Origin of the sequence: Runella defluvii, from assembly GCF_014195535.1 — a bacterium.
Classification (GTDB): domain Bacteria; phylum Bacteroidota; class Bacteroidia; order Cytophagales; family Spirosomataceae; genus Runella; species Runella defluvii.
This window is the reverse complement of record NZ_JACIBY010000005.1, coordinates 562,872-585,512: the sequence shown is the minus strand read 5'-3', so window position 1 is coordinate 585,512 and position 22,641 is coordinate 562,872. Positions and strand designations below refer to the sequence as shown.

The following is a 22,641-nucleotide window of genomic DNA, read 5'->3' as shown; positions in this document are numbered from 1 at the left end:
CGCTTTCACTCCAACGTTTGCGGTGTTTGCTCATTTGAACTACAAGTTAAGAGATTCCCTTAGCTTTGTGTCCAAACTTTTATCGGGCTGGAAAGTGATGACCCTTCCACCTGCGCTTTTACCTTTGTTTTTGGATTTGATTGGAATACGAATCTTGTAGCAGTCTTTACCAATAGCAGTGCCAGTTAGGGGATTATCTTTTAGCGATTCTCCTAGTTTCGTAATATCTTCAGGGAGGGAAGAATATTTTTTGTGTAGTCGTTTAAATTCTTTCTTAAAATCCTCCGTAAGAACAATATCAAAGTTCATCCAAAAATTCTTTTAACGTAGATAACTTAATCTTCCCTTGAGCGTGAAGTTCTGCTTGGTGGAAAGACCGTTCGAGGCTATCCAAAAACTCCTCTTTGGTAGGTGGTCGGTCGCTGTCATCATCTTCTATTTTTACTTTTGCTTTGACGGCCTTGGCCATTTCTAAAAACAAATTCCGATGACGCTCTTTCGTTTCTATAATGATTCGCATGACTTGAGCTGTTTACTGACCAAAAGTATGAAAATATTTTTTACCTCGGTAATGTCTTGTACAACACAAAACCAATCGCTGCAAAAATGATATTAGGCAGCCATACCGCCACGATAGCGGGAATTGTACCCGATTCGGCAATTCCTTTGGCCAACATAAAAAACAACAGATAGACGAAGGCCAATATAAACCCAAACGCAATTTGCAAGCCTGAACCACGGCGGCTTTTTCGGGCTGATACGACGACGCCGATGATGGTCAGAATGATGAAAGCAAACGGGTGCGTAAAGCGGGTGTATTTTTCGAGCAAATAGGTTTCGACCCCGTCGGCTCCGCGTAGTCGGAGAAGGTCAATATAGTCGTTGAGTTGGGTCAGCGTTAGTTCCTCGAAGCGATTTTTATCATTTTCAAAGTCTTTGGGGCTGAGGTTGAGCGTGGTGTCAATTTGTACCCCTTTGGTAATGGTTTCGGTCAGGCCGTCGATTTTCCGAATTCGATAGTCGTAAACCGTCCATTTTTTCTTTTTAGGCTCCCAAACGATGCGGTCAGAAGTAAGTTTTTCTTTCAGTTGATTGCCTTCGATGTGTTCTAACGTAAACTTATACCCCGTTAGCGAAGCGTTGTTGTAACTCTCAAGGTAAGCATACAGTTTAGGAGCTACTTTAATGTGGAAGTTGCGCTGGTTAAAATAATATTGATCTTCAATGTATTTGTATTCAAAACCTAAGCGGATTTTATTCGCCCGCGGAATTACCCACCCTACCATGTAAAACGTAAACAAAGCCAACATCGCCGAACCAATAAAATAAGGAACCAACATCCGAAGAAAACTCACGCCACTACTAAAAATGGCAATGATTTCGGTGCGAGCCGCCATCCGAGCCGTAAAGAAAACGGTGGCAATAAATACCAACAACGGACTGAGGTAGTTGGCATAATAGGGAATCAGGTTGGCGTAATAGTCAAACAGAATCTCGCTCGCGGGTGGGTTGAACTTACGGAAGTTGTCGATTTTTTCGGTGAAGTCAATCACGCAGATAATAAGCAACGTGATGAGAACCGTAAAAACGTAAGTAATCAGAAAGTTTTTAAGAATATAGCGATCTAATAGTTTCATGCAATCGAAGCTTACGAAGTTGGGCGATGAATAAATAGGCATCAACACCAAATTCTCATCAATTTAAGGCTTACTTAGGCAAAGGTCTCGCTTTTTTAGGATTTTTAACAAAAAACAACTTCCTAAGTGCTACTTGGGAAGTTGTTTTGAGGGTACAAATACTTATTTTGAAGCTTAACGCTTAAACTTCGAAAGTCCAGAATCGAGAAATTGCACAAATTCTTCGGTGCTTGCGTAGCCAATAGGCTTGGTGAGTAGCTCGCCGTCGGGGCTAATGACGCAGTAAAAAGGCTGAGCGTTGTTGTTAAACTTCGTGATTTGCAAATCTGCGTTCTTGTCGCCGATAGTTGTTTTTTCGCGTTTATCGTAAGTTGATACAAACTGTTGTTCTTTAGGAAGTTCGGTTTTGTCATCCACGTAAAGCGAAGCAATCACAAATTCTTTCTTGAGGCGATCTAGCACTTCGGGTTGTGGCCAAACGTTGGCTTCCATTTTGCGGCAGTTGGCGCAGTTGAAACCTGTAAAATCAACAAATACAGGTTTGCCTGCGGCTTTGGCTTGGGCTAAGGCTTGTTCGTAATCAAAAAAGCCTTCAAGGCCATGTGGCAAGTGAGGTTTGCTGCGGTCGAGTTTGGCCGTACTTCCCGTACCTGTTCCACCAACGGCGTTGGTCAAGAAAAAGTCCTGGGTTTGCTCTGGAGGCAACCAGCCCGACAATGCCCGAAGAGGCGCTCCAAACATCCCTGGAAGCATATAAACCACAAAAGCGAAAGTCGAAGATGAAATCAGCAAGCGCGGAATCGTTACTCCTTTCACGGGAGAGTCTTTGTCCATGCGAAGTTTACCAAGTATATAAAAACCAATGATGGTAAATAGCACAATCCAAATCGCGAGGAAAATTTCGCGGTCAAGCACATTCCAGCGGTAAGCTAAGTCGATGTTGCTCAAAAACTTGAGTGCCAATGCAAACTCCAACAGTCCAAATACAACCTTAAATTCGTTGAGCCATCCACCTGATTTAGGAAGGCTTTTCAAGAATTTCGGGAACATGGCTAAGCCCGTAAACACCACGGCGAAAGGCATTGAGAAAGCAATCATCCCAAGCACGGGACGCATCACTTCGTTGCCTTTGGAGGCCAAAATAAGGAGCGAACCTGCAATGGGTGCCGTACACGAAAACGAAACCACCACAAGCGTAAGGGCCATGAAGAAAATTCCGATAAGGCCGCCTTTATCGGCTTGTTTATCGACATTATTCACAAATGAACTTGGCAAAACGATTTCGAACAACCCCAAAAACGACAACCCAAATAAGATAAATACCACAAAGAAAATGGCGTTGGGTACCCAGTGGGTACTGATAAAGTTGGCAGCTTGTGCTCCTCCAATGCGTGATACTAAGAAACCTAGCAAGGTAAAAATAGAAACGATGGAAAGGCCATACAACAAAGCCTTGCTAGTGCCGTGCTCTTGTTTGGTAAAATAACTCACCGTCATGGGCATGATGGGATAAATACACGGCATAAAAATAGACGCCAAACCGCCTAAGAAACAAGCCAATAAGAAGCTCCACAACGACTCCTCTTCGGCGGGCTCTGGGGTAGCGATGGTTTCTGAAGATTCAGCAACCGCCTCCGACGTTGCTTCAGCAGCGGTAGTTGGTGTTGCGGCAACAGTATTGCTGTCTTTGGTTGGGGTTGCTGTAATTTGCTCGGTTGGCTGGCCCGCCGTAGGCTGAATCGTCGCAGCTGCGTCGGCCGCTACTTTAATATCGGTAATCTTAAAATCAGCACTTCCCATGGTGCAGAGCCCATCGTTTTGGCAGGTTTGATAATCAACTGCTACTTCGATTTGCGGGTTGGCCTTGAGAATCTTTACTTTTTGTACAAAAGAACCTGTGCCTTCTGCCACGCTCGTATTTCCTCCCCAAACCTCTTCGTAAAAGTTGTGAAATCCAACAGGCTTGATTTTACCCACCAATTGATACGTATCGTTGGGCTTGAATTTAAACTCGGTTGGATTGGGGCCATCTTTTACCTCAAATTCGGTCGAGTACAAATGCCAAGTGGGGTCGATAGCCGCAATGAACTTAATCTCGACAATGTCTCCTACTTTCACCTCTTTTTTGGGGGAATCGACATTCCATTTTGCGTGATTTTGCACTTGCCCAAAGGTGGTGAGGGTCAAGAGTACTAAAAGAGCACTGATTACACTTTTCATAAAGTACGTTATAGATAACGGTTAGTTTTACTTGATTTTTTGCAACGACTTGGCATTTACTTTTCGTATGACTTCGCTTCGTTTAAACTTTACGCGCCAAACGGCCAAATGTGTGGCATCTTCCCCAAAACATTTGTGACAAATGCTACTTTGCAGCGAAACGGGTGCATTATACACCAGTGCAGAGTCGCCTAATTTTTGGATATTAGGGATTTGAGAGAGTTTATTTTCGGCATTATATACGTAAGCATCGAGGATTTCTTGCTCTTTGGCCGACAATGTGGGGTTTTTGAGGTCTTTTGTGCCTAAGAGGTTGATTTCTGCGGTATATAACTTTTCCAACGAATCTATTTGTGGCAACTTTTGCAATTGGCAAAAAGCCGCAGCATCTGAAGGCGACTTCGCTAGGGCGTTTTCGAGGTTTGCTTGTGCTTGTTTTACAATTCTCTGGCCCCAGTCATCCACAATAGTCACGACTTGTTGGGTCGTAACGCGTTTGATTTGCATACTTTTTACCTTCTCAACGGCTTCTTTGGAGCCATTGACACGCCTTTCCATATTGCAGCCAACAAATAATAGACCAATGAACGCTACGAGCGTAAACGACGAAAAATAATTCACAAACAGATGGATTTAGAATACAAAATTATCTTTATTCTGATGTAAAGCCAAAACGCCTCAGCAGCTGGTTTGGTTCAGAAAAAAGCGTTGCGAAAGCCGTATTTGTTGATGATATATGTATAAAGTACAATTTTTTTTGACCATTACTCCTGCACTACAAACAAGTGTTTGGTAGCTGCTTGATAGTTAAAATTACAACTATTTCTTCAAAACCTACTATTTTGGTAACGTTCCCGATAACGATTGCATAAAAAAATACGTAAAAAGCAGTCAAAAATTTAATAATAACTTCCTACATTTCAATTACCAAGTCAACTACCCAAAAAATACGTCTGTTGGTATTTCTCAAAAAAAGACAATTGTAAATAGGAAATAAGATGAACAGTGCTCTAATTTCAATTAATCCCTTTGATAAAGTGCCGAAGTACAAGCAAATTGTTCAATCGGTAATGCGGGATATTGAAAGAGGAGTTTTGAAAAAAGGAGATCAGTTGCCTTCGATTAGCGAACTGAGCATTGAGTATTTGCTGGCTCGCGACACGGTAGAAAAAGCGTACCGCGAGCTGCGGGCGAAAGGGCACATTGTATCGGTACAAGGGAAAGGGTATTATGTGCAGTCGGATAGTGATAAGAAGATTAAAATATTGCTGATTTTCAATAAATTAAGTTCTTACAAAAAGATAATCTATTACTCGTTCTTAAAAGCACTTGGCGATACTGCGATTGTGGATTTGCAGGTACACCATTACAGTGCAAGTCGTTTTCAAGAAATTATCGAGCAAAATCTGGGGGCTTACAACTATTATGTGGTCATGCCGCATTTTACCCAAGACCTCGATAAAGCCGATTATCTGGATACGTTGAAAAGCATTCCAAAGAATGAGTTGGTGTTGTTAGACCGTGACATTCCTGAACTGACTTCTAACCCACTGAGCATTTATCAGCGTTTTGATAAGGATATTTTTGAAGCATTGGAAAGTGCCAATGATTTACTTTTGAAATACTCAAAAATAGCTCTGGTTTTTCCATCGGATGGAAATTATCCCGTAGAAATTGTGCAGGGCGTGCGAAATTTCTGCATCAATTACCATAAAAAGTTTGAAATAAAGGATTCCATTAACGACGAAATACTGGAGACAAAAACGGCCTACATCGTCGTAGAAGAAAACGACTTGGCGGAATTGGCCAAAAAAGTAAAACAGGCAGGATATACGCTCGGCAAAGAAATTGGCTTGATTTCGTTTAATGAAACAACACTCAAGGAATTGCTAGGAATCACAGTCGTTAGTACCGATTTTGAGACCATGGGACGTACGGCGGCTTCGCTTTTGTTGAACAAACAACGAATAAAAGTAAAGAACCCATTTTACATGATTCGGAGAGGATCTTTGTAACGTGGAGAGGCTTGCTCACAACCCGATGATTTCTTAGAGTGTCGAGTGCAGAAGTTAGAATGTCGAATATTGTGGAGAGGGTTGCTCACAACCCGCCTGATAAGAGAATAAGAATTTTTACTGAGAGGAACAGATGGTTTTTAAACAGCCCGTAAAATTTTACGGGCTGTTTTTTTATCTCCAATGGTAGCGTACCCAAAACAACGTCTGTTGATGAAGTAGTTGGTTTTTAGCTGGTTGATGGCTGCGCTACAATAATGTTATAAAGCTTTTGAAAACAGCTGCAAGACGTACAGCATCGAAAATGCGCTGCTCAGATGCTCCGTGAGCTTTCACAGAGGTTTCGTGCGAGGTAACGCACATTTCACAGCCATTGACGGCCGAAATGACGAGGCTCAGTAGTTCAAAAAACTCTTTTCCCAACACAGGATTCATCATGATTGACATCCGAATACCTGCTTGCATGTTGTTATAGCTTTCCTTGTTCATAAAATGACGGAAACGATAAAACACGTTGTTGGCATTCATCAACGATACGCAGGCTGCTACTTCGTTAAGCTCTTTTTCGGTGGCACCGCGCTGTTGTGCAAGCGCCTCAAGGGCGTTAATCAAGTCGGTGGCTTTTTCGTTGATAGCCACACCTAAAGCCAACAAAACCGCGTCTTTTTCGCCCAAAGATGGTGCTTTAAGCGCATTGGCGACGTTGATTTTCAGGTCTTTGATGTAACGATGGTCGGCATCGTTTAGGCGGTCGAGAAAAAGACTATCGTACTCGGCTGGTAGGTTTACCTCTGCCAGCAAGCTTTTTTTAGTTTCACTAATTGTTCCAAACATCGTAGAGATAGGTTTTACCAATCATTATGCAGTAAGGGTAGCCTCGCCTTGTTTCCAGTTGCATGGGCAAAGTTCGTCGGTTTGGAGGGCATCCAACACGCGCAAAACCTCGTCCACATTACGTCCTACCGACAAGTCGTTTGCACATACCCAGCGAACAATTCCTTGTGGGTCAACGATGTACGTAACACGGTAAGCTACTTTCTCGTTGGCTTCCAAAATTCCAAGCTCTTCCGCCAATGATTTCGACGTATCGGCCAACATGGGGAATTTAAGTCCTGTCAAATCTTCGTGATTTTTGCGCCATGCCAAGTGAACAAACTCAGAGTCAGTAGAAGCACCGATAAGGATTGTGTCACGGTCAGCGAAGTCTTCTACGCGTTGGTTGAAAGCGGCGATTTCGGTAGGGCAAACAAACGTAAAATCTTTTGGCCACCAGAACATCACCATCCATTTATCCGCGTTTTTGTGGTCTTCTGAAGTGATGTCATAAAACTCGTTGCCTTTTTCTAAAGACACGACAGATGTTTTTTTGAACGAAGGGAATTGTGCTCCCAAACCTAACATTTTGCTGGACATAGTCGTAAGGTATTTTAAAATTAAAAATTGTTATAATACAATTTATTGTTCTTAATTTTTGAAATTAAAAGCTTTTGTACTTGAAAAGTATAATTTTAATCTCAGCGCAAAACTCCGCCAAATGTATATACGTATCAAATTGATATTTTCTATATATGTATAGATTTTATCAATAACTTGGCCTAATGTATTGAGGGTAAAGGCGTTATTTTAGAAGAAATAAGGCATAAAAAATCCCAATTCCTGACGAGAATCAGCAATTGGGAAAACGGTTTTAAGCGGAAGGTAGGTATTATAATTTCACAACTTCGGTGCCTGCCAAGAGAAAGCAGCCGAGGCCAAAGTCTTCATAGTCGGGTTGTTTGTCGTAGCTGAGGGGTTGGCCATCTTTGGGCTCTTTTCCCGTGCCTTGCACCCAGCCTAAAAAGCCGTTGGGGTGTACACATTCTTTCAGCATGGCATTCATGGCCTTGGCAACGATGGGCTGGTACGTTTTCTTATCCAAAAGACCATTACGCATTCCCCAAGCCATTCCATACACAAAAAGCGCCGTACCAGTAAGTTCTTTTCCTCCAAAATCCGTTTCGTCGGTTAGGCTTACGTTCCAGTAGCCATCGGGGCGCTGGAGGGCAGGCAGGGCTTTCATCATTTCGAGGTACGTCTTTTGGTATTCTTCGCGGTGAGGGGCGTTTTTGGGCATAATGTCGAGTACCCGTACCAAAGCTGCTACTACCCAGCCATTCCCCCGCGACCAATAGCAGTTTTTACCTGCGGGGGTTTTGTACGGTGGGTCAAAGTCCTTATCGCGCCACCAAAGCCCTTCGGCAGGATTGTAAAGCCCTTTATCGCCGTGTTGGTTTTTGGTGAACAAATACATGTCGTACATTTTTTCGTAGTAGCGATTGTCGTCATAAATTACCCCCAACTTGGCAAAAACGGGCATCGCCATTTGCAGGGCATCCACCCACGACCAGTCATCTTTCTTTTCGCTGTTGACTAGGTTGTCCATGCAGGCTTTGATGTCGCGGATACGTTCCTCTTTTTTATCCATGAGGTAAAGGTCAATGTACGTTTGCCCGCAGCACTGGTCGTCGCCGTTGCGGGTGGTAATGCCATTGCGAAGTCCCCATTTATGGGCTTCTCCCCACGAAATAGCATAGTCGAGGTATTGTTTTTGAGGGTCAATTTGGTAAAGCGCCATTAGTCCTTCGTAGTAAACGCCACGGGTCCAGATATTACTGGGGCGTGTGCGGTCTTTTCCCACAATAGGTTTTCCCACATCCGACCATTTGTTCATAAAATACGCATTGGCCGAGGTCATGGCTTTTAAGACGTCTTTCTTTTTGGGTAATTTTTGGGAAAAAACAGCGGTTGTTACCCATAAACTACAGCAAATGATAGTTATATATTTCACGTTAATGGTTTGATTTTCATTGTATTGGAAAAAGACTGCTACTTCTTCTGTAACAACTGTACTGAGCTGTCGTTAATCTCAAACTGTTTGTTTTTCAGTAGATTGATAACCTCTGCTCCAGCCAAAATCACGGGGCCATAGCCATGTGCCGCAAATGGACTGATGGGGCGGTGATAATAAAATGCGGGATCAAAGCCCATGCCCGTTCCTACACAAGTACCTTCTACTTGACCCTTTTCGTTGACTTTGGTCGCAACGGCGTTCCAGCCTAGTAAGGCCATGGGAGCATACGCAAGGCCGTCAATCCAGCCTTTGTTGATGGCGTGCGCGATGGCATACGTGTAAATAGCGGTCGCTGAAGTTTCTAAGTAAGAATCTTCACGGTCGAGCAATTGATGCCAAAACCCAGAACCTGATTGGTACGATGCCAAGCCTTTGACGTGCGCTTTTAACAAAGCGATGATTTCTGAGCGAGCAGGATGGTTTTCAGGAAGAACGTCGAGCACTTCTACTTTGGTCAGCAGCCCCCAGCCGTTGGCACGGGCCCAGTGGAATTGTGGATGCTCGGTCATGCCTTCGACCCAACCGTGCATATACACGCCTTTTTCTTTGTTGAACATCCGTTTCGCAAACTGCAAAATCTGCTTGGCGGCTTCGTCGTAGTATTTTTTATCGCCCGTGAGTTTTCCCATTTGAGCCAAGGCAGGAACTCCCATAAACAAATCGTCGAGCCAAAGCGTGTTAGGTTGAGGGCGATTCCGAGCGAGCGTGCCGTCGCTGAGGCGGTGTTCTTTGGTTAAAATATAATTGATGTGATTGTCGATAAGTGGGCGTAGGTTAGACGTATTTCCACCGCGCGTGGCTTTAATCATGGCCGCACACATGGCGCCGCAATCGTCGAGGGCATGTGGCGTTAATAAACCGCGCAACGGCCCTTTGGTGCCCCAATCGGCGTGTTCTTCGGTCGTTTTTTTGAAGTAAGGAGCGGCATTGGCGATAAACTCTAGGCGTTTGTCCACGTACTCTTTGTAGCGGCCATCACCCGTGATTTGACTAGCCAAAAGCATGGCACCGTAAGTGACCCCCCACTCGTAGCTGACCAAACGAAAATCTCCTTTTTGGAGGGCGGTATTTTCATCAATTTTTGACAAATCACTGACGGTTTCGCCCGTTTTGGAGTTGACAAATGCAGTAGGGGTGACGTTATTCAAATATCCATGAATACGGTCTAACGTCCCCTTGATGTCGTTGGCTTTTGAGATTCCGTAGGGGACAGGGTAGTCGGGTTGGAGCAAATGCAAAGGCGTGTTGGAGTCGTTGGCGTTGGTTACGTTTCGTTGGGCCGATGCAGTTATCGAAAAACAAGCCGCAACGAGCGTAGAAGCGGCAAGCGAGCGGAAGATAGCAGGTTTCATAAGTAATAGGTTTGGTACAAAATTGATAAGGTTTGGGTTTACAACATTCCCGTACCCACCTGTGAAAGAAAAAGATACAAGAAATAGCACGCCCAATGTGTAGCTGTACTTGGTGAAAACTTTATTTTTGCAAATCTACTGTAACTCTTGGTATGCTCACTGCCCTACTCATAGACGATGAACAAAACAGCACTGATGTGTTGGTATATGACTTACAGCACTATTGTCCTGAGGTTTCGGTAGTAGGTACGTTTGAAAACCCTGCGGACGCTATCGGGTTTTTGAAAGAACATTCCGTAGATGTAGTGTTTTTGGATATTTCGATGCCCGAAATGAGTGGTTTCGACTTTCTGGAGGCGCTTCCATCGGTCGATTTTGAGATTGTGTTTGTGACGGCTTACGAAGAGTTTGCCCTGGCGGCCTTTGATTTTTATGCCCTCGATTATTTGGTAAAACCCGTGGCTCCCGAAAAACTAACTCGGGCGGTGGAGCGGTTGTTGACAAAGAAAAAAGAGAATCAAAAAGTCGATTATGTTAATATTCAGGCGCTTTTGGGTAATTTGACCCTAATGCAGCAAGACTCGACCTCGATGGCCATTCCAACTCAAGAAGGCTACGAAATCCTCAAAACGGGCGATGTGGTTTTGTTGGAAGCCGACGGAAGTTATACCAACGTTGTGCTCAAAACGGGAGATGCGGTGTTGGTTTCTCGAAATTTGAAGGATTTTGAGCGAATGTTACCCCTTCGAAAATTCGCCCGTATTCACCATTCGTACATTATTAACATCGACTACATCAAAAAATACCAAAAAGGCGACGGTGGGGTTGTGACCATGACCAACGGAAAGGCACTGTCGGTGTCGCGCGCCAACAAAGCTAAGTTGTTGACGCTCATTCGGGGTGATTTCTAACCGACCGCTCGTGAACAATTGTAGTTTTTGGTAGGATTTTACTGCATTATTCTAAAACTTCGTGGCCTACAGTTTGTAACCTATGGGGCATTGGCGAAATTGGTGGATGGCCGTTTGGGCCTTTTGGCTACCGTTGTACGCAGCGGGGCAAAACACCGTGCGCCTTGATTCCTCACTTGCGTTGCCCTTTGATCTTACTTCGGCAGTTTGGGTTTGGATTGATTCAACGGGGGAGGTCGCCGACGAACAGGCCATGACTCAGGGGAAGTTTACCCCGCTGAGTACCACAACGATTCCTCGGCTGTTGCAAAAAGAAGTCCATTACAGTTATTGGGTGCGGTTGACTCTCCAAAATGCAACGTCGGTACCGCAAGAGTTGCTTTTGACGTTGGGCAATTTTTACGAAACTACGCTCTACGAACGCAGTCCAACTGCACAAACCCTCTATCAACGATATACCTCTCAGCGCTTACTCCCCTCAGAACGATTGTACCGATACGACCATCGGTATTTTCCCCTTTATTTTGCTCCTTATCAGTCGCGCTATCTATACGCCAAAATTCGTGCTTTGACGGGAAAGCCGTTTGAGATAAGGCCGTTTTTGTACAGCTACGACGCCGAGGCCAAAGAACGCGTGAAGGGCCTGTACGACGATTATTTTCCGATGGCAGTCAATCATGAATTGATGGCAGTTTTGGCGTTTTTAACCGTTTTTTTTCTGTTCCAATGGGTCTTAAATCGCCAAAGGTATTTGCTGTTTTACTCCTTTTACCTCATGTCGATGTGGGGGTTTGCGGCCTACGGAGCTTCTTATTCGTCGTACGTGGTGGACTATATCAGCTATGTACCTTTTCTGCGTTTTACGTTACAACAAAACTTCTACATCCTGCTGACGCTGTTTACACACACCTTCTTTTTGTTTGAAATTTTGGGGATGAAAAACTGGCCGTCGAGTTGGACCAAGCGCTATTTTGAACGTTTGTTTTACGTAGTAGGAGGTCTGCTGGCGATTGAGCTAGTGCTTACGGTGGTGTATCGCCGCCTCGACCTTGAGACCAATTTTCATCAATTGTGCCAATTTGTATTACCTGTCCTTAATGTGACGAGCCTGGTGTTGCTTTGGGCCACCAAAGAGCGCGTGTCTTGGTTCATCAAGTTGGGGGCGTTGGTCATGGTGATCGGAACCACCATTGGCTTTGCATCGGTCGCGTTGGGATGGGCGCCCATGAGTTCGATGCTGCTCACGCACTACCCCAACGTCTATTTCAATTACGGCGTACTGATTGATATTTTGTTTTTCTCGTTGGCAACGGGGGAAAAAATGGTGCAAGTTCAGCGCGAACGAAATCGGTTGCTGCAAAATTATGCCCTCTCGGAACTGACGACGTTGCGCACGCAAATCAACCCGCATTTTTTGTTCAATAGCCTCAATTCCATCAAAAGTTACATCATTAAAAATAAAACGCAGGAAGCCGCTGCTTACCTTACCGATTTTTCGGTGTTGATGCGCGAGATTTTGGACAAAAGCCGTGAACAGTTTTTGCCATTGGGACAAGAATTGGAAATCATTCGACAATACTTGTTGTTGGAGCAACGTCGTTTTAGTCAGCCTTTTCAAATCGACCTACAAATCGACGACGCCATCGACCTCGACGCTGTTCAAGTACCTGCCTTTTTGTTACAACCTTTTGTAGAAAATGCCATCAAACACGGTTTTAAGCGGCTGGAACGAGAGGGCTGTGTTTGGGTGAAAGTCAGTAGTTTAGAAGATGGCATCGCAATAGTCATCGAAGACAACGGCATTGGTCGAGACAAAGCAGCAAAACTTCGTTTGGCATCGGTCAAGCACCGTTCAATGGGTCTCTCGTTGGTTGAAAACCGTTTGCGATTGTTGCGCGAAATCTACCATTGGAACATCGACCTAACAATAGAAGACGTTGCGCCTTCAACGGGTACGCGCGTAACCTTACGTATTCCCTTTTTTGATTAAAGCGTAAGCTGGGAGTTACAAACCCAAAGCTGCGAGCTATGGTCGTAACTACGTCAGTGGTGAACTAGGGGTTGAAATGAGTTTTGTTTTTCTGTCTTTTTAGAAAAACAAAACAGCTTTTACTTCTCCCTTTATGAAAACATCGTTTACACTTCTTGTGATGGCATGGGTTATTGTGGTAAGTAACGGGTTGGCCTACGCCCAAAGTACCGAACTCCGCCCTGGGGTGATTTTGCCACAGATGACCACCGCCCAACGCACTGTGTTATCGGCCACCAACGGAATGTTAGTTTTTGACACCAACACCCAAAGTTATTGGTTGCGAAGCAATAACACTTGGACAGAACTACCCAAAACAGCCTCCAGTACCAGCTACTGGGAGCAATCAGGGGCAGCAGGCAATGAAATAAGAAATACCAACTCAGGAGGGTTCTGGTCGGCAAATCCGACAGCAGTAACCACATCAAATCCACCTAATGCTCCCGTCAGTGGGGCAGGAACACGCCTGATGTGGATACCTTCACGGTCGGCTTTTCGGGTAGGTACAGTAGATGGAGCACAGTGGGATGCAAATAATATAGGTATGCATTCTATTGCTATGGGCTCTAATACAACTGCCAGCGGAGCCAATTCAACGTCCACGGGATTCAATACTACTGCCAGTGGGCTCTTTTCAACGTCTATGGGGTCTAACACTGCTGCCAGTGGCGACGCTTCAACGTCCATGGGATTCAATACTACTGCCAGTGGTGGTAGCTCAACTGCTATGGGAGTTAGCACAAGAGCCAGTGGAAATTCTTCAACGGCTATGGGAATAAATACGATAGCCAGTAGTAGTAGTTCTACTGCTATGGGATTTGCAAACGTAGATGACCCTAATGGCATATTGATGGTAGGGAATGGGATTAATAATGTTCAAAGAAAAACAATTTTGGTTGTCAGAAATGACAATAGCATGGGATTGGGAGATTTTGGGGCCGCTACCAATACGTTGGCTACTTTACACGTCAATACGTATAAAAATGTCACTACGGGTCGTGTTACGGTGTTGTATCCTACCATTGCTACGCCCTCCAACTTTCCCACCTCGACGGCAGAGCTTTCTATTTATGCCGCTCAGGGGATTTTTTCGGCAACCTACATTGGTTCAGCCCAAAATGTGGTGCTGTCGGATGCCCGCATCAAAGAAGTAGAAGGTACCTCAGACAATGCCCAGGATTTGGCGACCTTGCGTCGGTTGCGCATCACGGATTACCGCATGAAAGACCGCTACGTATGGGGCGACCGTGCGTTTAAAAAAGTGATTGCGCAGCAAGTAGAGGAAGTATATCCGCAGGCGGTACGTCGTCAGACTTCGTTTATTCCTGATATTTATCAAGCAGCACCGTTGGAAAATGGTTTTGTGAAACTTGCAGGTCACACGCTCAAAGCAGGCGAACGGGTGAAGTTGATGGTGGATAACCGCGAAGAAATAACGGAAGTACTGGAAACCAACGAAACAGGATTTAGGGTTGGGGGTTCGGTACCATCCACGACGGTGTTTGTCTATGGCCGTGAGGTGTCCGATTTTCGCACGGTGGACTACGAAGCCCTCTCGATGCTGGGAATCAGCGCGATACAGCAATTAGCCAAAGAAAACGAAATACTCAAAAGCCGCCTCAGCCGCTTAGAAGCGCTTGTTGAAAACTTGGCTACTGCCGATGCCACTACTAAAACGGGTAAATAATCCACCACTCACATGAAAAACTATTCTTCCATTTTTACGCTCGCTTTCTGGGGTTGGTGCGTGGCACTTACTTCGGCCGTTGGACAAGTAACCACTTTGCCAAATTCTATCGGAATTGGCCCAAGTACCAACCCCGCCATTCCGCTGCACATCAACAAATCGGGCGAAGCTATGCGCATTGACGGGGCTTCTAATCCTTTTGCGGCCTATTACAACAATGGCCTTTTGAAAGGGTACGTACAAACCACCCCGACCACGCTTACCATAGGGACGTCTAATACTACCTCCGACTTGGAATTTCGCACCAATACCCTTTCGCGGATGCTTATCAGCGGCAGTACTGGCGACATTACGATGAGTAGCAGGCTCAATGCAGGTTCGGGACTTCGCCTCACGGGGCCGTTGGTGGTGTCGGGGTCGTCGGGAGCGGTAGGCCAAGTGTTGATGACGTTAGGAAATACCTCGCCGATGTGGGTTGATGTTGTTCAAAACCCTCAAGTGGGCTTTGAAGCTACCTATGCGTCGTCGATTACCCTTGCTCATAATACAGAAAACGTACTTTCAGGTTTTACCGAAAACTGGGACGATGGGTCTATGTTGAATCCTTTGGCGGGAGAAATAACCATACCGTCCTCGGGATTGTATCGTTTTGAATGCAAACTGTCATTAGGTCGGGTGGGAAACAACCCTGCCATCGAACAAGGCAAACTCCGTTTTGCTCTCTATCAAAACGGGACGCTCATTCGCCAAATGCACTTTGATTACAAAATCAACGGACTGGGATTGGCTGTGGCACATCAGAATTTTGTAGAGTCGGTAAAGTTGAGTCAAGGGGATAGAATAGTTTTTAGCATTGTACAAAGCAACGAAAGTAACACGCCAATCCTTTTGTACGTAAACGGTACGGGCGGAGATACTCAATTTAGGGGCTATAAAATATATTAAACCATGTCTCTTTTTCCACTCACCGACCGCACCCAATTGTTGTTGGAAGACATCCTGTACTTTGAGGGTGAAGGCAATTATACCTTTGTCTATTACCGAAATCGGCCTGCTGTGTTGCTTTCTAAAAGCATTGGTTTCTTAATGGAGCGACTACCCGAAGGGATGTTTATACGCATCAGCCGCAAATACGCTATTCACAAAAATGCCGCCAATAGCTTGCAATTCGAGCAAGGAGAACGAGAAGTAACGTTTTTTGAGAGTATCACTTTGACGGTTTCTCGGCGACGGTGGCGTGAGTTTAAAAAAACGGTGGGTACCAAACCCATTCGTCTCAGAAAATAGCCGTAAAAATGAAAAAGCCATTCTCTCCGTAGTGGAAAGAATGGCTTTGTATAAAATAGAACTTCTTACGCTTCTACCATGCAAGCCCCTACGGTTACGTTAGAGGTTTCGTCAATCAAAATGGCCGCACCGTTGGCGCGGTTGGTTTGATAGGCGTCGTAAGCGATAGGCTTGGCTGTGCGGAGAACAATCTTAGCGACATCGTTAAGCTTGAGGCTTTCGATGTCTTCCAATTGGTCGTAATTGCTAATATCCACGCGGTATTCGATGCCTTTTACCGAACAACGAACCCGAGTCGTACCGTGTTGAAGGGTGTATTTATTGCCAACTTTTAGCTCTTTGCGGTCGTCCATCCAACAAATCGTTGCTTCTACGTCTTGACTAAGGACGGGGGAGTTACCTGTGCCACTGATTAAGTCTCCGCGGCTAATGTCAACGTCGGTTTCGAGTAATATTGTCGCTGATTGAGGCGCCGAAACTTCCTCAGCTTCTTGCCCATACACTTCAATTTTAGCGATTTTCGACGTTTGTTCAGACGGGAAAACGGTAATGGTATCGCCTTTGCGGAATACGCCACTCTGTACACGTCCTGCATAGCCACGGTAATCGTGTAGCTCCTCGGTTTGAGGGCGAATTACGTACTGTACCGAGAAACGAGCGTCGTTGAGGTTCAAATCGTGCTGCACATCTACATTTTCCAAGAAATGAAGCATGGTTTCGCCCGTGTACCAAGGCATCGCCTCCGACTTATCCACAATGTTATCCCCTGCCAAGGCACTTACAGGAATGATTTTGAGGTCTTTGATGGCCAATTTGTCGGCGAGTTTTTGGTATTCTTGCGCAATTTGCAAGAACGTATCTTCCGAATACCCCACCAAGTCCATTTTATTGACGGCCACCACGATGTGCGGAATACCCAACATCGACGCAATCAGCGAGTGGCGGCGCGTTTGTTCAACGACTCCTTGGCGGGCATCAATCAAGATAATGGCCAAGTCAGCATTGGAAGCACCCGTCACCATGTTGCGCGTGTACTGAATATGCCCTGGGGCATCAATGCTGATAAACTTACGGTTAGGCGTTTGGAAGTACTTGTAGGCCACGTCGATGGTAATGCCTTGCTCGCGTTCCGAGCGCAAGCCGTCGGTCAACAGCGCAAGATCGATTTCGCCATCTCCGCGTGTTTTGCTGGCTTTTTCGACGGCTTCCAGTTGGTCAGCCAAAATACTTTTTGTATCGTAAAGCAAGCGTCCGATGAGGGTACTTTTCCCGTCATCAACACTACCTGCGGTTATAAATCTTAGAATGTCCATTAGTTCAAATTTTTAATGTCGAGCATAAAGTGTCGAGTTCAGAGTGCAGAATGTCGAATATGGTTTTTCATTCGTCATTCTGCACTCAAAAATTCGACATTCTAAAAATATCCTCCCTTTTTGCGGTCTTCCATGGCCGCTTCGGTTTGCTGGTCGTCGATACGCGTTTCGCCGCGTTCGCTGATGCGTGTCGCCTTGATTTCGGCCACTACTTGTTCAATGGTACTGGCTTCTGATTCAACGGCAGCCGTACAAGTCATGTCACCTACGGTACGGAAACGGACGGTTTTGGTAACAATCACGTCGGAATCATCTTTGTAGATAAAATCGGCGTTGGCAAGCAAGTTTCCGTCGCGCAAAATCATTTCGCGTTGGTGCGAGAAATAAATGCTTGGTAACGGAATTTTTTCGCGCTCAATGTACGCCCACACGTCCAATTCGGTCCAGTTAGAGATAGGGAAACAACGTACGTTTTCGCCTTTGCTAATTTTTCCGTTGAACAAATTCCAAAGTTCAGGACGTTGGCGTTTAGGATCCCACTGACCAAACTCATCACGGAAGGAGAAAATACGCTCTTTGGCGCGGGCTTTCTCTTCGTCGCGGCGAGCACCACCGATACAAGCGTCGAATTCAAATTCTTCGATGGTATCGAGCAACGTAAAGGTTTGAAGCCAGTTGCGGCTGGCGTTTTTACCCGTTGGTTCTTTTAAGCCTTTGGCTTTGATGGTATCTTCTACTTGGCGTACAATCAACTTCGCTCCCACTTCATTGGCCATCCAATCGCGGTATTGAGTTGCTTCGGGGAAGTTGTGGCCTGTATCGATATGAACCAAGGGGAAAGGAATTCTGCCTGGTGCAAATGCCTTTTGGGCAAGGCGTACCAGTGTAATAGAATCTTTACCGCCCGAAAACAACAATGCTGGACGCTCAAATTGACCCGCTACTTCGCGCATGATGTAGATGGCTTCCGATTCGAGTTGGTCGAGGTAATCCTGACGTTGGGCTTCGGAGGATAAACTTTGAATATTTGACATGATGTATCGTGTCTGAATTGGATAATTTACGTTTAAATCGAAGAGCGTTTGGTTATCTGGCGTGCAACCCACACTCTTTTTTACTTTCGTCTTCCCACCACCAACGGCCAGCACGGAAGTCTTCTCCTTCGAGAATAGCACGGGTACAAGGAGCACAGCCGATGCTCACAAACCCTTTGTCGTGCAGCGGGTTATAGGGGACATTGTGGGCTTTTACGTATTGCTTTACTTCGTCAAAACTCCAAGCAAGCAAAGGGTTGTATTTGAATAACTCATGCCCTCCATCCCACTCGATGGCTTGCATTCCTGTGCGGTTGTTTGACTGCTCGGCACGGATACCCGTTACCCACACTTTTACGCCTTTGAGCGCACGGTTAAGGGGTTCAACTTTACGAATAAAACAACACTCTTTGCGGTTTTCGACGGATTCGTAGAAGCTAAGTGGCCCTTTTTCAGTGAGTAATTTCTCAACACCTGCGCTCTGAGGAAAAAATACCTCTAGTTTGGTGTCGTAGCGATTGTTGGTTTTTTGCAGGGTCGTGTAGCTTTCTGGAAACATCCGCCCCGTATCAAGGGTAAAAATGCGAATGTCGATGCCGTTGGCCAAAATCATGTCGGTGATGACTTGGTCTTCGTAGCCCAAGCTACTCGAAAACGCCACTTGTCCAGGAAAAAGCTCAGACAAAAGGCGAAGAATTTCGACTTCCGTTTTGCCTTCAATTTGGTCTAGCAACGATTCGGTACTATGTGTTTCGGTGGATGTCATGAGACTTAATACAATAAATAGTTCATTTAGTGTAATTTATCAAAATGAGTTTTTATGTTCTTCAATCCAATCAGAGATAGTATTTAAAACAAAGCTCATATTTTGTTTAATGTCTTTATCGTCAAATCGTAGGAACCGAATCCCTAAATTTTCAATTTGGCGTTGCCTAATTTCGTCATTCACTGCTACGTCTTCCCAAGTATGACTAATGCCGTCAATTTCAATCGCAAGCATTAGCTCATGGCAAAAAAAGTCAACAATGTAATTATCAATTGGCTTTTGGCGATGAAAATCGAACCCGCTCATCTTTTTCCCTTTTAACTCTAACCATAACAAAACTTCTGATAAAGTACTGTTATTTCGAAGTTGCCTGGCCAGTTCTTTGAGTTTTGGGTTATACGGAATAATCGGACGACGTTTCATAATTGCTGATTTCACACACCCCGCCCTTCGGGCACCCCTCTCAAGAGGGGATTAGTGCAAATTCCCCTCTTGAGAGGGGTGCGGCTTTAGCCGCGGGGTGTGTTTATTAGTTGTTTTACACATTTGTAACAATCACTTCTGCACTTACTACCGCCGCCTGCGTGAAATCTTCAATTAAATCTTCTATCGACTCCAACCCCACAGAAATACGAATCAACCCTTCGGTAATTCCCAAGGCTGCTTTTTCGTCGGGTTTCAATTTAGAGTGAGTGGTCGTAAATGGATTGGTAATGATGGTACGGGTGTCTCCTAGGTTTGACGACAAGGTCGGAATTTGGAGGGCTTTCATAAAAGCACTTACTCGTTCAAAACCACCTTCCAATTCTATCGTGACAATGGCGCCGCCTGCGTTCATTTGCGCTTTGGCAAGCTCATATTGGGCATGACTTGGCAAAAACGGATAGTTGACCTTTTTCACTTCTGGTAATGCTTCTAGTGCTTGGGCCAATTGCAACGCATTTTGGCTGTGTTTCTCCATGCGCAATTCCAACGTTTCGAGGCTTTTGCTCAATGTCCACGCATTAAACGGCGACATCGACGGCCCCGTGTGGCGGCAGAAGAAACGAATAGGAGCGATGTATTCGGCTTTACCAACCACTACCCCACCCAATACACGACCTTGTCCGTCCATGAATTTGGTAGCAGAGTGAACCACCAAATCGGCGCCAAAATCAATCGGTGTTTGGATGATAGGAGTCGCAAAACAGTTGTCAACGTTGAATATCAACTTGTGTTTTTTGCACAAACGGCCAATCATTGCTAAATCCACCAATTCCAACCCAGGGTTGGAAGGGGTTTCTAGGTAAACCATGCGGCTGTTGGGTTGTACGGCGGCTTCCCACTGTTCTTCGGTAGCATCGGCGTCCAAATAGGTATAGGTAATGCCCCATTTGGCAAAAATTTGGGTAATAATTTGGTGTGCTGACCCAAATAAGGCCCGACAAGCAATGATGTGATCGCCAGACTTCAGAATGCCCGCCATACTTGCGAAAACGGCTGCCATACCCGTAGCAGTGGCAAGGCCGTCTTCCGCTCCTTCGAGCATACACACTTTGTCCACAAATTCTTGCACGCTAGGATTAGAGAAGCGGCTGTAGATATTGCCTTCTTCTGTTTCGTCAAACAATGCCTTACCTTGCTCTGCCGACTCAAATGAGAAACTTGAGGTAAGAAAAAGGGGCGTTGAATGTTCGCGGTACTGCGTTTTTTTCGTTTGCGTACGAATCGCTTTCGTCTGACGTTTCATGATTTTCTTTAAAATTAGGTCGCAAAATTACACATTATACTACAATATCGCTTTTAAAACTACGCGTAAGCCCAAGAAAATAACCAAACAACCTACAATGACCATCAACGGTTTACGATTGACTTTGTTGACCAAATAGGCCCCAAAAGGCGCAGCTAAAACCCCTCCTAACACTAAACCTAACACTACTTGCCAGCTGTTGATTCCTTCAAAAAGTAAGAAAGTAATGCCACTTGCGAAGGCAACGGCAAATTCGGCCGCATTGACCGACCCAATGGTGTAGCGAGGGTCACGTCCGCGACCGATAAGTGTAGAGGTAACGATAGGCCCCCAACCCCCACCGCCAACAGCGTCCATAAATCCACCAAAAAGTGCCAATACTCCCAAACGCTTGGTTGGTTTTTTAACGGTGGTTTTTTTCAACCCTTTGCTGACGATGATACAGCCAAGCACGACCATGTAGGCGGAGATATACGGCTTAATGACGTTTCCGTCGATGACGTCTGATAATAAATAAGCACCTGTTATTGAGCCAATTACGCCAGGAATCAAAAGCGTACGAAAGAGCTTTTTATTGATGTTTTTAAACTTAAAATGTGAAATGGCTGACGCACCCGTGGTAAACATTTCTGACAAGTGAACACTGGTACTGCTCACGGCAGGAGGTACGCCCAAAGTAAGCAAGAAGGAAGTAGCGCTCGCGCCGTAACCCATGCCTAGTGCTCCATCCACGAGCTGGGCGAAAATCCCTACGAGAAGAAAAAAAGCAAAGTCAGAATTAAATCCCTCCTTAAAATTCTCGATGGAAAAGTCAGACCCGTGTTTGATGAGAAGATACCCAAAGGTGAGGGTCAGCAAGGTCACAGGAATTCCAATCCACATCCACTTTTCGGTGTCGAATTGGGGCTTTTTGGCTGAAATAGGGGCCGTTTTTGTGGCTGGGTTCATTAGGATTTTATGTTAATTCGGTGGTATATCGTAAGTCTTGTAATATTTCGATCAAAGAACTGATACCCACTACTGCGCTGCTGGTACCAGTGTAAATAGCCTAGTTCGACGGCTAGCTTTTTTCCAAGGTTTTGTTCAAGTCCGAGGTAAATTCGGTTTTGGTCAAATGGGTTGAGGGTAATGTTCTTTCCTGCATTGACCATCAATTCGTTGGCTATTTTAAGATAGGTAGTATGCTCGGTACTTTGCTTCGACAATAACACAATGGCTTGCGCCCGTAGTCGTATCCTAAAATTGAAATCGTAGCCTTCTAACAATTGCTTTCCGTTATTTCTATGAATAAACCGCTCGTCAACTCTTAGTCGCTGGGCCAATACCAGCCGTTTTCCAAAGGGCATTGTTAGGTTTATTTCCTGAAAAGGCCGAAGCTCAGGGACAACCAAATGCACTGTTGCGTCAGGACTTTGGGGACTTTGCCGCGAATACGTAAAACCTGCTGCAATGTCAACGTTAGGTAAAACTTTATAATGAAGATGACTGTGTATAATCAAGTGATGTTGGGTGTTGGCCTGTAAAAACCGACGATTGTCGATTTCGTTGTGCCAAGTCCATCTTGGATGAAAATTCAACTGATTATAGTAGCGCGTCCAGTACAAAGTTTGACGAGTTACTTCTTTTTGTTGTGCTATCGTTTTATAAACCACAGCTTGAAGGATTATAAAAACAATAATCCTAATTTCAGATATGGTATATAATCTATATAGACTTTTTTGCATAAATTAAATGCCGCCCTTTCGGAACGGCATGACAAAAGTAGGTGCTC

Annotated in this window: 21 protein-coding genes; 6 read left to right on the top strand and 15 right to left on the bottom strand. The window is 45.1% G+C overall.

Annotated features, from left to right (window positions below):
- Window positions 1–298: 298 nt before the first annotated feature.
- From FHS57_RS15000 to FHS57_RS14985, 4 genes are all read right to left on the bottom strand, one after another.
- A complete protein-coding gene (locus FHS57_RS15000) occupies window positions 299–520 on the bottom strand; it encodes a hypothetical protein (RefSeq protein WP_183974958.1) in 222 nt (73 codons plus the stop codon).
- A 40-nt stretch (window positions 521–560) separates the two neighbouring features.
- Window positions 561–1,637, bottom strand: coding sequence for an LptF/LptG family permease (locus tag FHS57_RS14995; RefSeq protein ID WP_183974956.1), 1,077 nt, complete (start codon window positions 1,635–1,637; stop codon window positions 561–563).
- A gap of 174 nt (window positions 1,638–1,811) precedes the next feature.
- The gene (locus tag FHS57_RS14990) at window positions 1,812–3,857 is read right to left on the bottom strand and encodes a protein-disulfide reductase DsbD family protein (protein WP_183974954.1); all 2,046 of its coding nucleotides are present in this window, start codon (window positions 3,855–3,857) and stop codon (window positions 1,812–1,814) included.
- Between the two features lie 27 nt (window positions 3,858–3,884).
- A complete protein-coding gene (locus FHS57_RS14985) occupies window positions 3,885–4,478 on the bottom strand; it encodes a hypothetical protein (RefSeq protein ID WP_183974952.1) in 594 nt (197 codons plus the stop codon).
- 377 nt (window positions 4,479–4,855) lie between these two features.
- Here FHS57_RS14985 and FHS57_RS14980 point away from each other — a divergent pair, with 377 nt between their 5' ends.
- Window positions 4,856–5,872 carry a GntR family transcriptional regulator gene (locus tag FHS57_RS14980; RefSeq protein ID WP_183974950.1) on the top strand — a complete coding sequence of 339 codons (1,017 nt, stop codon included), beginning with the start codon at window positions 4,856–4,858 and terminating at the stop codon, window positions 5,870–5,872.
- A 249-nt stretch (window positions 5,873–6,121) separates the two neighbouring features.
- On the opposite strand, the gene FHS57_RS14975 is transcribed toward FHS57_RS14980, so the two are convergent.
- From FHS57_RS14975 to FHS57_RS14960, 4 genes are all read right to left on the bottom strand, one after another.
- Window positions 6,122–6,706, bottom strand: coding sequence for a carboxymuconolactone decarboxylase family protein (locus FHS57_RS14975; RefSeq protein ID WP_183974948.1), 585 nt, complete (start codon window positions 6,704–6,706; stop codon window positions 6,122–6,124).
- A 24-nt stretch (window positions 6,707–6,730) separates the two neighbouring features.
- Window positions 6,731–7,285, bottom strand: a complete 555-nt coding sequence (locus FHS57_RS14970; RefSeq protein WP_183974946.1) for a peroxiredoxin — start codon at window positions 7,283–7,285, stop codon at window positions 6,731–6,733.
- 292 nt (window positions 7,286–7,577) lie between these two features.
- Window positions 7,578–8,699 (bottom strand): glycoside hydrolase family 88/105 protein, encoded by a 1,122-nt coding sequence (locus tag FHS57_RS14965; RefSeq protein ID WP_183974944.1) that lies wholly within the window; start codon window positions 8,697–8,699, stop codon window positions 7,578–7,580.
- Window positions 8,700–8,737: 38 nt separating this feature from the next.
- On the bottom strand, window positions 8,738–10,114 hold the full coding sequence (locus tag FHS57_RS14960; protein ID WP_221225637.1) for a glycoside hydrolase family 88/105 protein: 1,377 nt from the start codon (window positions 10,112–10,114) through the stop codon (window positions 8,738–8,740).
- A gap of 152 nt (window positions 10,115–10,266) precedes the next feature.
- On the opposite strand from FHS57_RS14960, the gene FHS57_RS14955 reads away from it, so the two are divergent.
- The 5 genes from FHS57_RS14955 to FHS57_RS14935 all read left to right on the top strand — a co-directional run bounded on the left by FHS57_RS14955 (window position 10,267) and on the right by FHS57_RS14935 (window position 16,028).
- Window positions 10,267–11,025, top strand: a complete 759-nt coding sequence (locus FHS57_RS14955) for a LytR/AlgR family response regulator transcription factor (protein WP_183974942.1) — start codon at window positions 10,267–10,269, stop codon at window positions 11,023–11,025.
- An 82-nt stretch (window positions 11,026–11,107) separates the two neighbouring features.
- Window positions 11,108–13,015, top strand: a complete 1,908-nt coding sequence (locus FHS57_RS14950; protein ID WP_183974940.1) for a histidine kinase — start codon at window positions 11,108–11,110, stop codon at window positions 13,013–13,015.
- A gap of 133 nt (window positions 13,016–13,148) precedes the next feature.
- On the top strand, window positions 13,149–14,741 hold the full coding sequence (locus FHS57_RS14945; protein WP_183974938.1) for a phage tail-like protein: 1,593 nt from the start codon (window positions 13,149–13,151) through the stop codon (window positions 14,739–14,741).
- 12 nt (window positions 14,742–14,753) lie between these two features.
- Entirely contained in the window at window positions 14,754–15,686 is a 933-nt protein-coding gene (locus FHS57_RS14940; protein ID WP_183974936.1) for a hypothetical protein, read from the top strand.
- Between the two features lie 3 nt (window positions 15,687–15,689).
- Window positions 15,690–16,028 carry a LytR/AlgR family response regulator transcription factor gene (locus FHS57_RS14935; protein WP_122933163.1) on the top strand — a complete coding sequence of 113 codons (339 nt, stop codon included), beginning with the start codon at window positions 15,690–15,692 and terminating at the stop codon, window positions 16,026–16,028.
- Window positions 16,029–16,093: 65 nt separating this feature from the next.
- Here FHS57_RS14935 and FHS57_RS14930 read toward each other — a convergent pair whose 3' ends face one another.
- The 7 genes from FHS57_RS14930 to FHS57_RS14900 all read right to left on the bottom strand — a co-directional run bounded on the left by FHS57_RS14930 (window position 16,094) and on the right by FHS57_RS14900 (window position 22,522).
- On the bottom strand, window positions 16,094–17,341 hold the full coding sequence (locus FHS57_RS14930) for a sulfate adenylyltransferase subunit 1 (protein ID WP_183974934.1): 1,248 nt from the start codon (window positions 17,339–17,341) through the stop codon (window positions 16,094–16,096).
- 101 nt (window positions 17,342–17,442) lie between these two features.
- Window positions 17,443–18,375: a sulfate adenylyltransferase subunit CysD gene (cysD, locus tag FHS57_RS14925; protein WP_183974932.1), complete on the bottom strand. Its 933-nt coding sequence runs from the start codon at window positions 18,373–18,375 to the stop codon at window positions 17,443–17,445.
- Window positions 18,376–18,427: 52 nt separating this feature from the next.
- Window positions 18,428–19,141 (bottom strand): phosphoadenylyl-sulfate reductase, encoded by a 714-nt coding sequence (locus FHS57_RS14920; RefSeq protein WP_183974930.1) that lies wholly within the window; start codon window positions 19,139–19,141, stop codon window positions 18,428–18,430.
- A 39-nt stretch (window positions 19,142–19,180) separates the two neighbouring features.
- Window positions 19,181–19,564 carry an endonuclease domain-containing protein gene (locus FHS57_RS14915; protein WP_183974929.1) on the bottom strand — a complete coding sequence of 128 codons (384 nt, stop codon included), beginning with the start codon at window positions 19,562–19,564 and terminating at the stop codon, window positions 19,181–19,183.
- 115 nt (window positions 19,565–19,679) lie between these two features.
- Window positions 19,680–20,870, bottom strand: a complete 1,191-nt coding sequence (locus FHS57_RS14910) for a trans-sulfuration enzyme family protein (RefSeq protein WP_183974927.1) — start codon at window positions 20,868–20,870, stop codon at window positions 19,680–19,682.
- 39 nt (window positions 20,871–20,909) lie between these two features.
- Window positions 20,910–21,818 carry a sulfite exporter TauE/SafE family protein gene (locus FHS57_RS14905; protein ID WP_183974925.1) on the bottom strand — a complete coding sequence of 303 codons (909 nt, stop codon included), beginning with the start codon at window positions 21,816–21,818 and terminating at the stop codon, window positions 20,910–20,912.
- Window positions 21,818–22,522: a DUF2490 domain-containing protein gene (locus FHS57_RS14900; RefSeq protein ID WP_183974923.1), complete on the bottom strand. Its 705-nt coding sequence runs from the start codon at window positions 22,520–22,522 to the stop codon at window positions 21,818–21,820. Before FHS57_RS14900 ends, FHS57_RS14905 begins: the two co-directional genes overlap by 1 nt.
- Window positions 22,523–22,641: the final 119 nt, after the last annotated feature.

Bases quoted from the DNA above. Each gene is read 5' to 3' on its own strand.
- FHS57_RS15000 (WP_183974958.1), bottom strand. From the start codon at position 520: ATGCGAATCATTATAGAAACGAAAGAGCGTCATCGGAATTTGTTTTTA.
- FHS57_RS14995 (WP_183974956.1), bottom strand. From the start codon at position 1,637: ATGAAACTATTAGATCGCTATATTCTTAAAAACTTTCTGATTACTTAC.
- FHS57_RS14990 (WP_183974954.1), bottom strand. From the start codon at position 3,857: ATGAAAAGTGTAATCAGTGCTCTTTTAGTACTCTTGACCCTCACCACC.
- FHS57_RS14980 (WP_183974950.1), top strand. From the start codon at position 4,856: ATGAACAGTGCTCTAATTTCAATTAATCCCTTTGATAAAGTGCCGAAG.
- FHS57_RS14975 (WP_183974948.1), bottom strand. From the start codon at position 6,706: ATGTTTGGAACAATTAGTGAAACTAAAAAAAGCTTGCTGGCAGAGGTA.
- FHS57_RS14970 (WP_183974946.1), bottom strand. From the start codon at position 7,285: ATGTCCAGCAAAATGTTAGGTTTGGGAGCACAATTCCCTTCGTTCAAA.
- FHS57_RS14960 (WP_221225637.1), bottom strand. From the start codon at position 10,114: ATGAAACCTGCTATCTTCCGCTCGCTTGCCGCTTCTACGCTCGTTGCG.
- FHS57_RS14955 (WP_183974942.1), top strand. From the start codon at position 10,267: ATGCTCACTGCCCTACTCATAGACGATGAACAAAACAGCACTGATGTG.
- FHS57_RS14950 (WP_183974940.1), top strand. From the start codon at position 11,108: ATGGGGCATTGGCGAAATTGGTGGATGGCCGTTTGGGCCTTTTGGCTA.
- FHS57_RS14945 (WP_183974938.1), top strand. From the start codon at position 13,149: ATGAAAACATCGTTTACACTTCTTGTGATGGCATGGGTTATTGTGGTA.
- FHS57_RS14940 (WP_183974936.1), top strand. From the start codon at position 14,754: ATGAAAAACTATTCTTCCATTTTTACGCTCGCTTTCTGGGGTTGGTGC.
- FHS57_RS14935 (WP_122933163.1), top strand. From the start codon at position 15,690: ATGTCTCTTTTTCCACTCACCGACCGCACCCAATTGTTGTTGGAAGAC.
- FHS57_RS14930 (WP_183974934.1), bottom strand. From the start codon at position 17,341: ATGGACATTCTAAGATTTATAACCGCAGGTAGTGTTGATGACGGGAAA.
- cysD (WP_183974932.1), bottom strand. From the start codon at position 18,375: ATGTCAAATATTCAAAGTTTATCCTCCGAAGCCCAACGTCAGGATTAC.
- FHS57_RS14920 (WP_183974930.1), bottom strand. From the start codon at position 19,141: ATGACATCCACCGAAACACATAGTACCGAATCGTTGCTAGACCAAATT.
- FHS57_RS14915 (WP_183974929.1), bottom strand. From the start codon at position 19,564: ATGAAACGTCGTCCGATTATTCCGTATAACCCAAAACTCAAAGAACTG.
- FHS57_RS14910 (WP_183974927.1), bottom strand. From the start codon at position 20,870: ATGAAACGTCAGACGAAAGCGATTCGTACGCAAACGAAAAAAACGCAG.
- FHS57_RS14905 (WP_183974925.1), bottom strand. From the start codon at position 21,818: ATGAACCCAGCCACAAAAACGGCCCCTATTTCAGCCAAAAAGCCCCAA.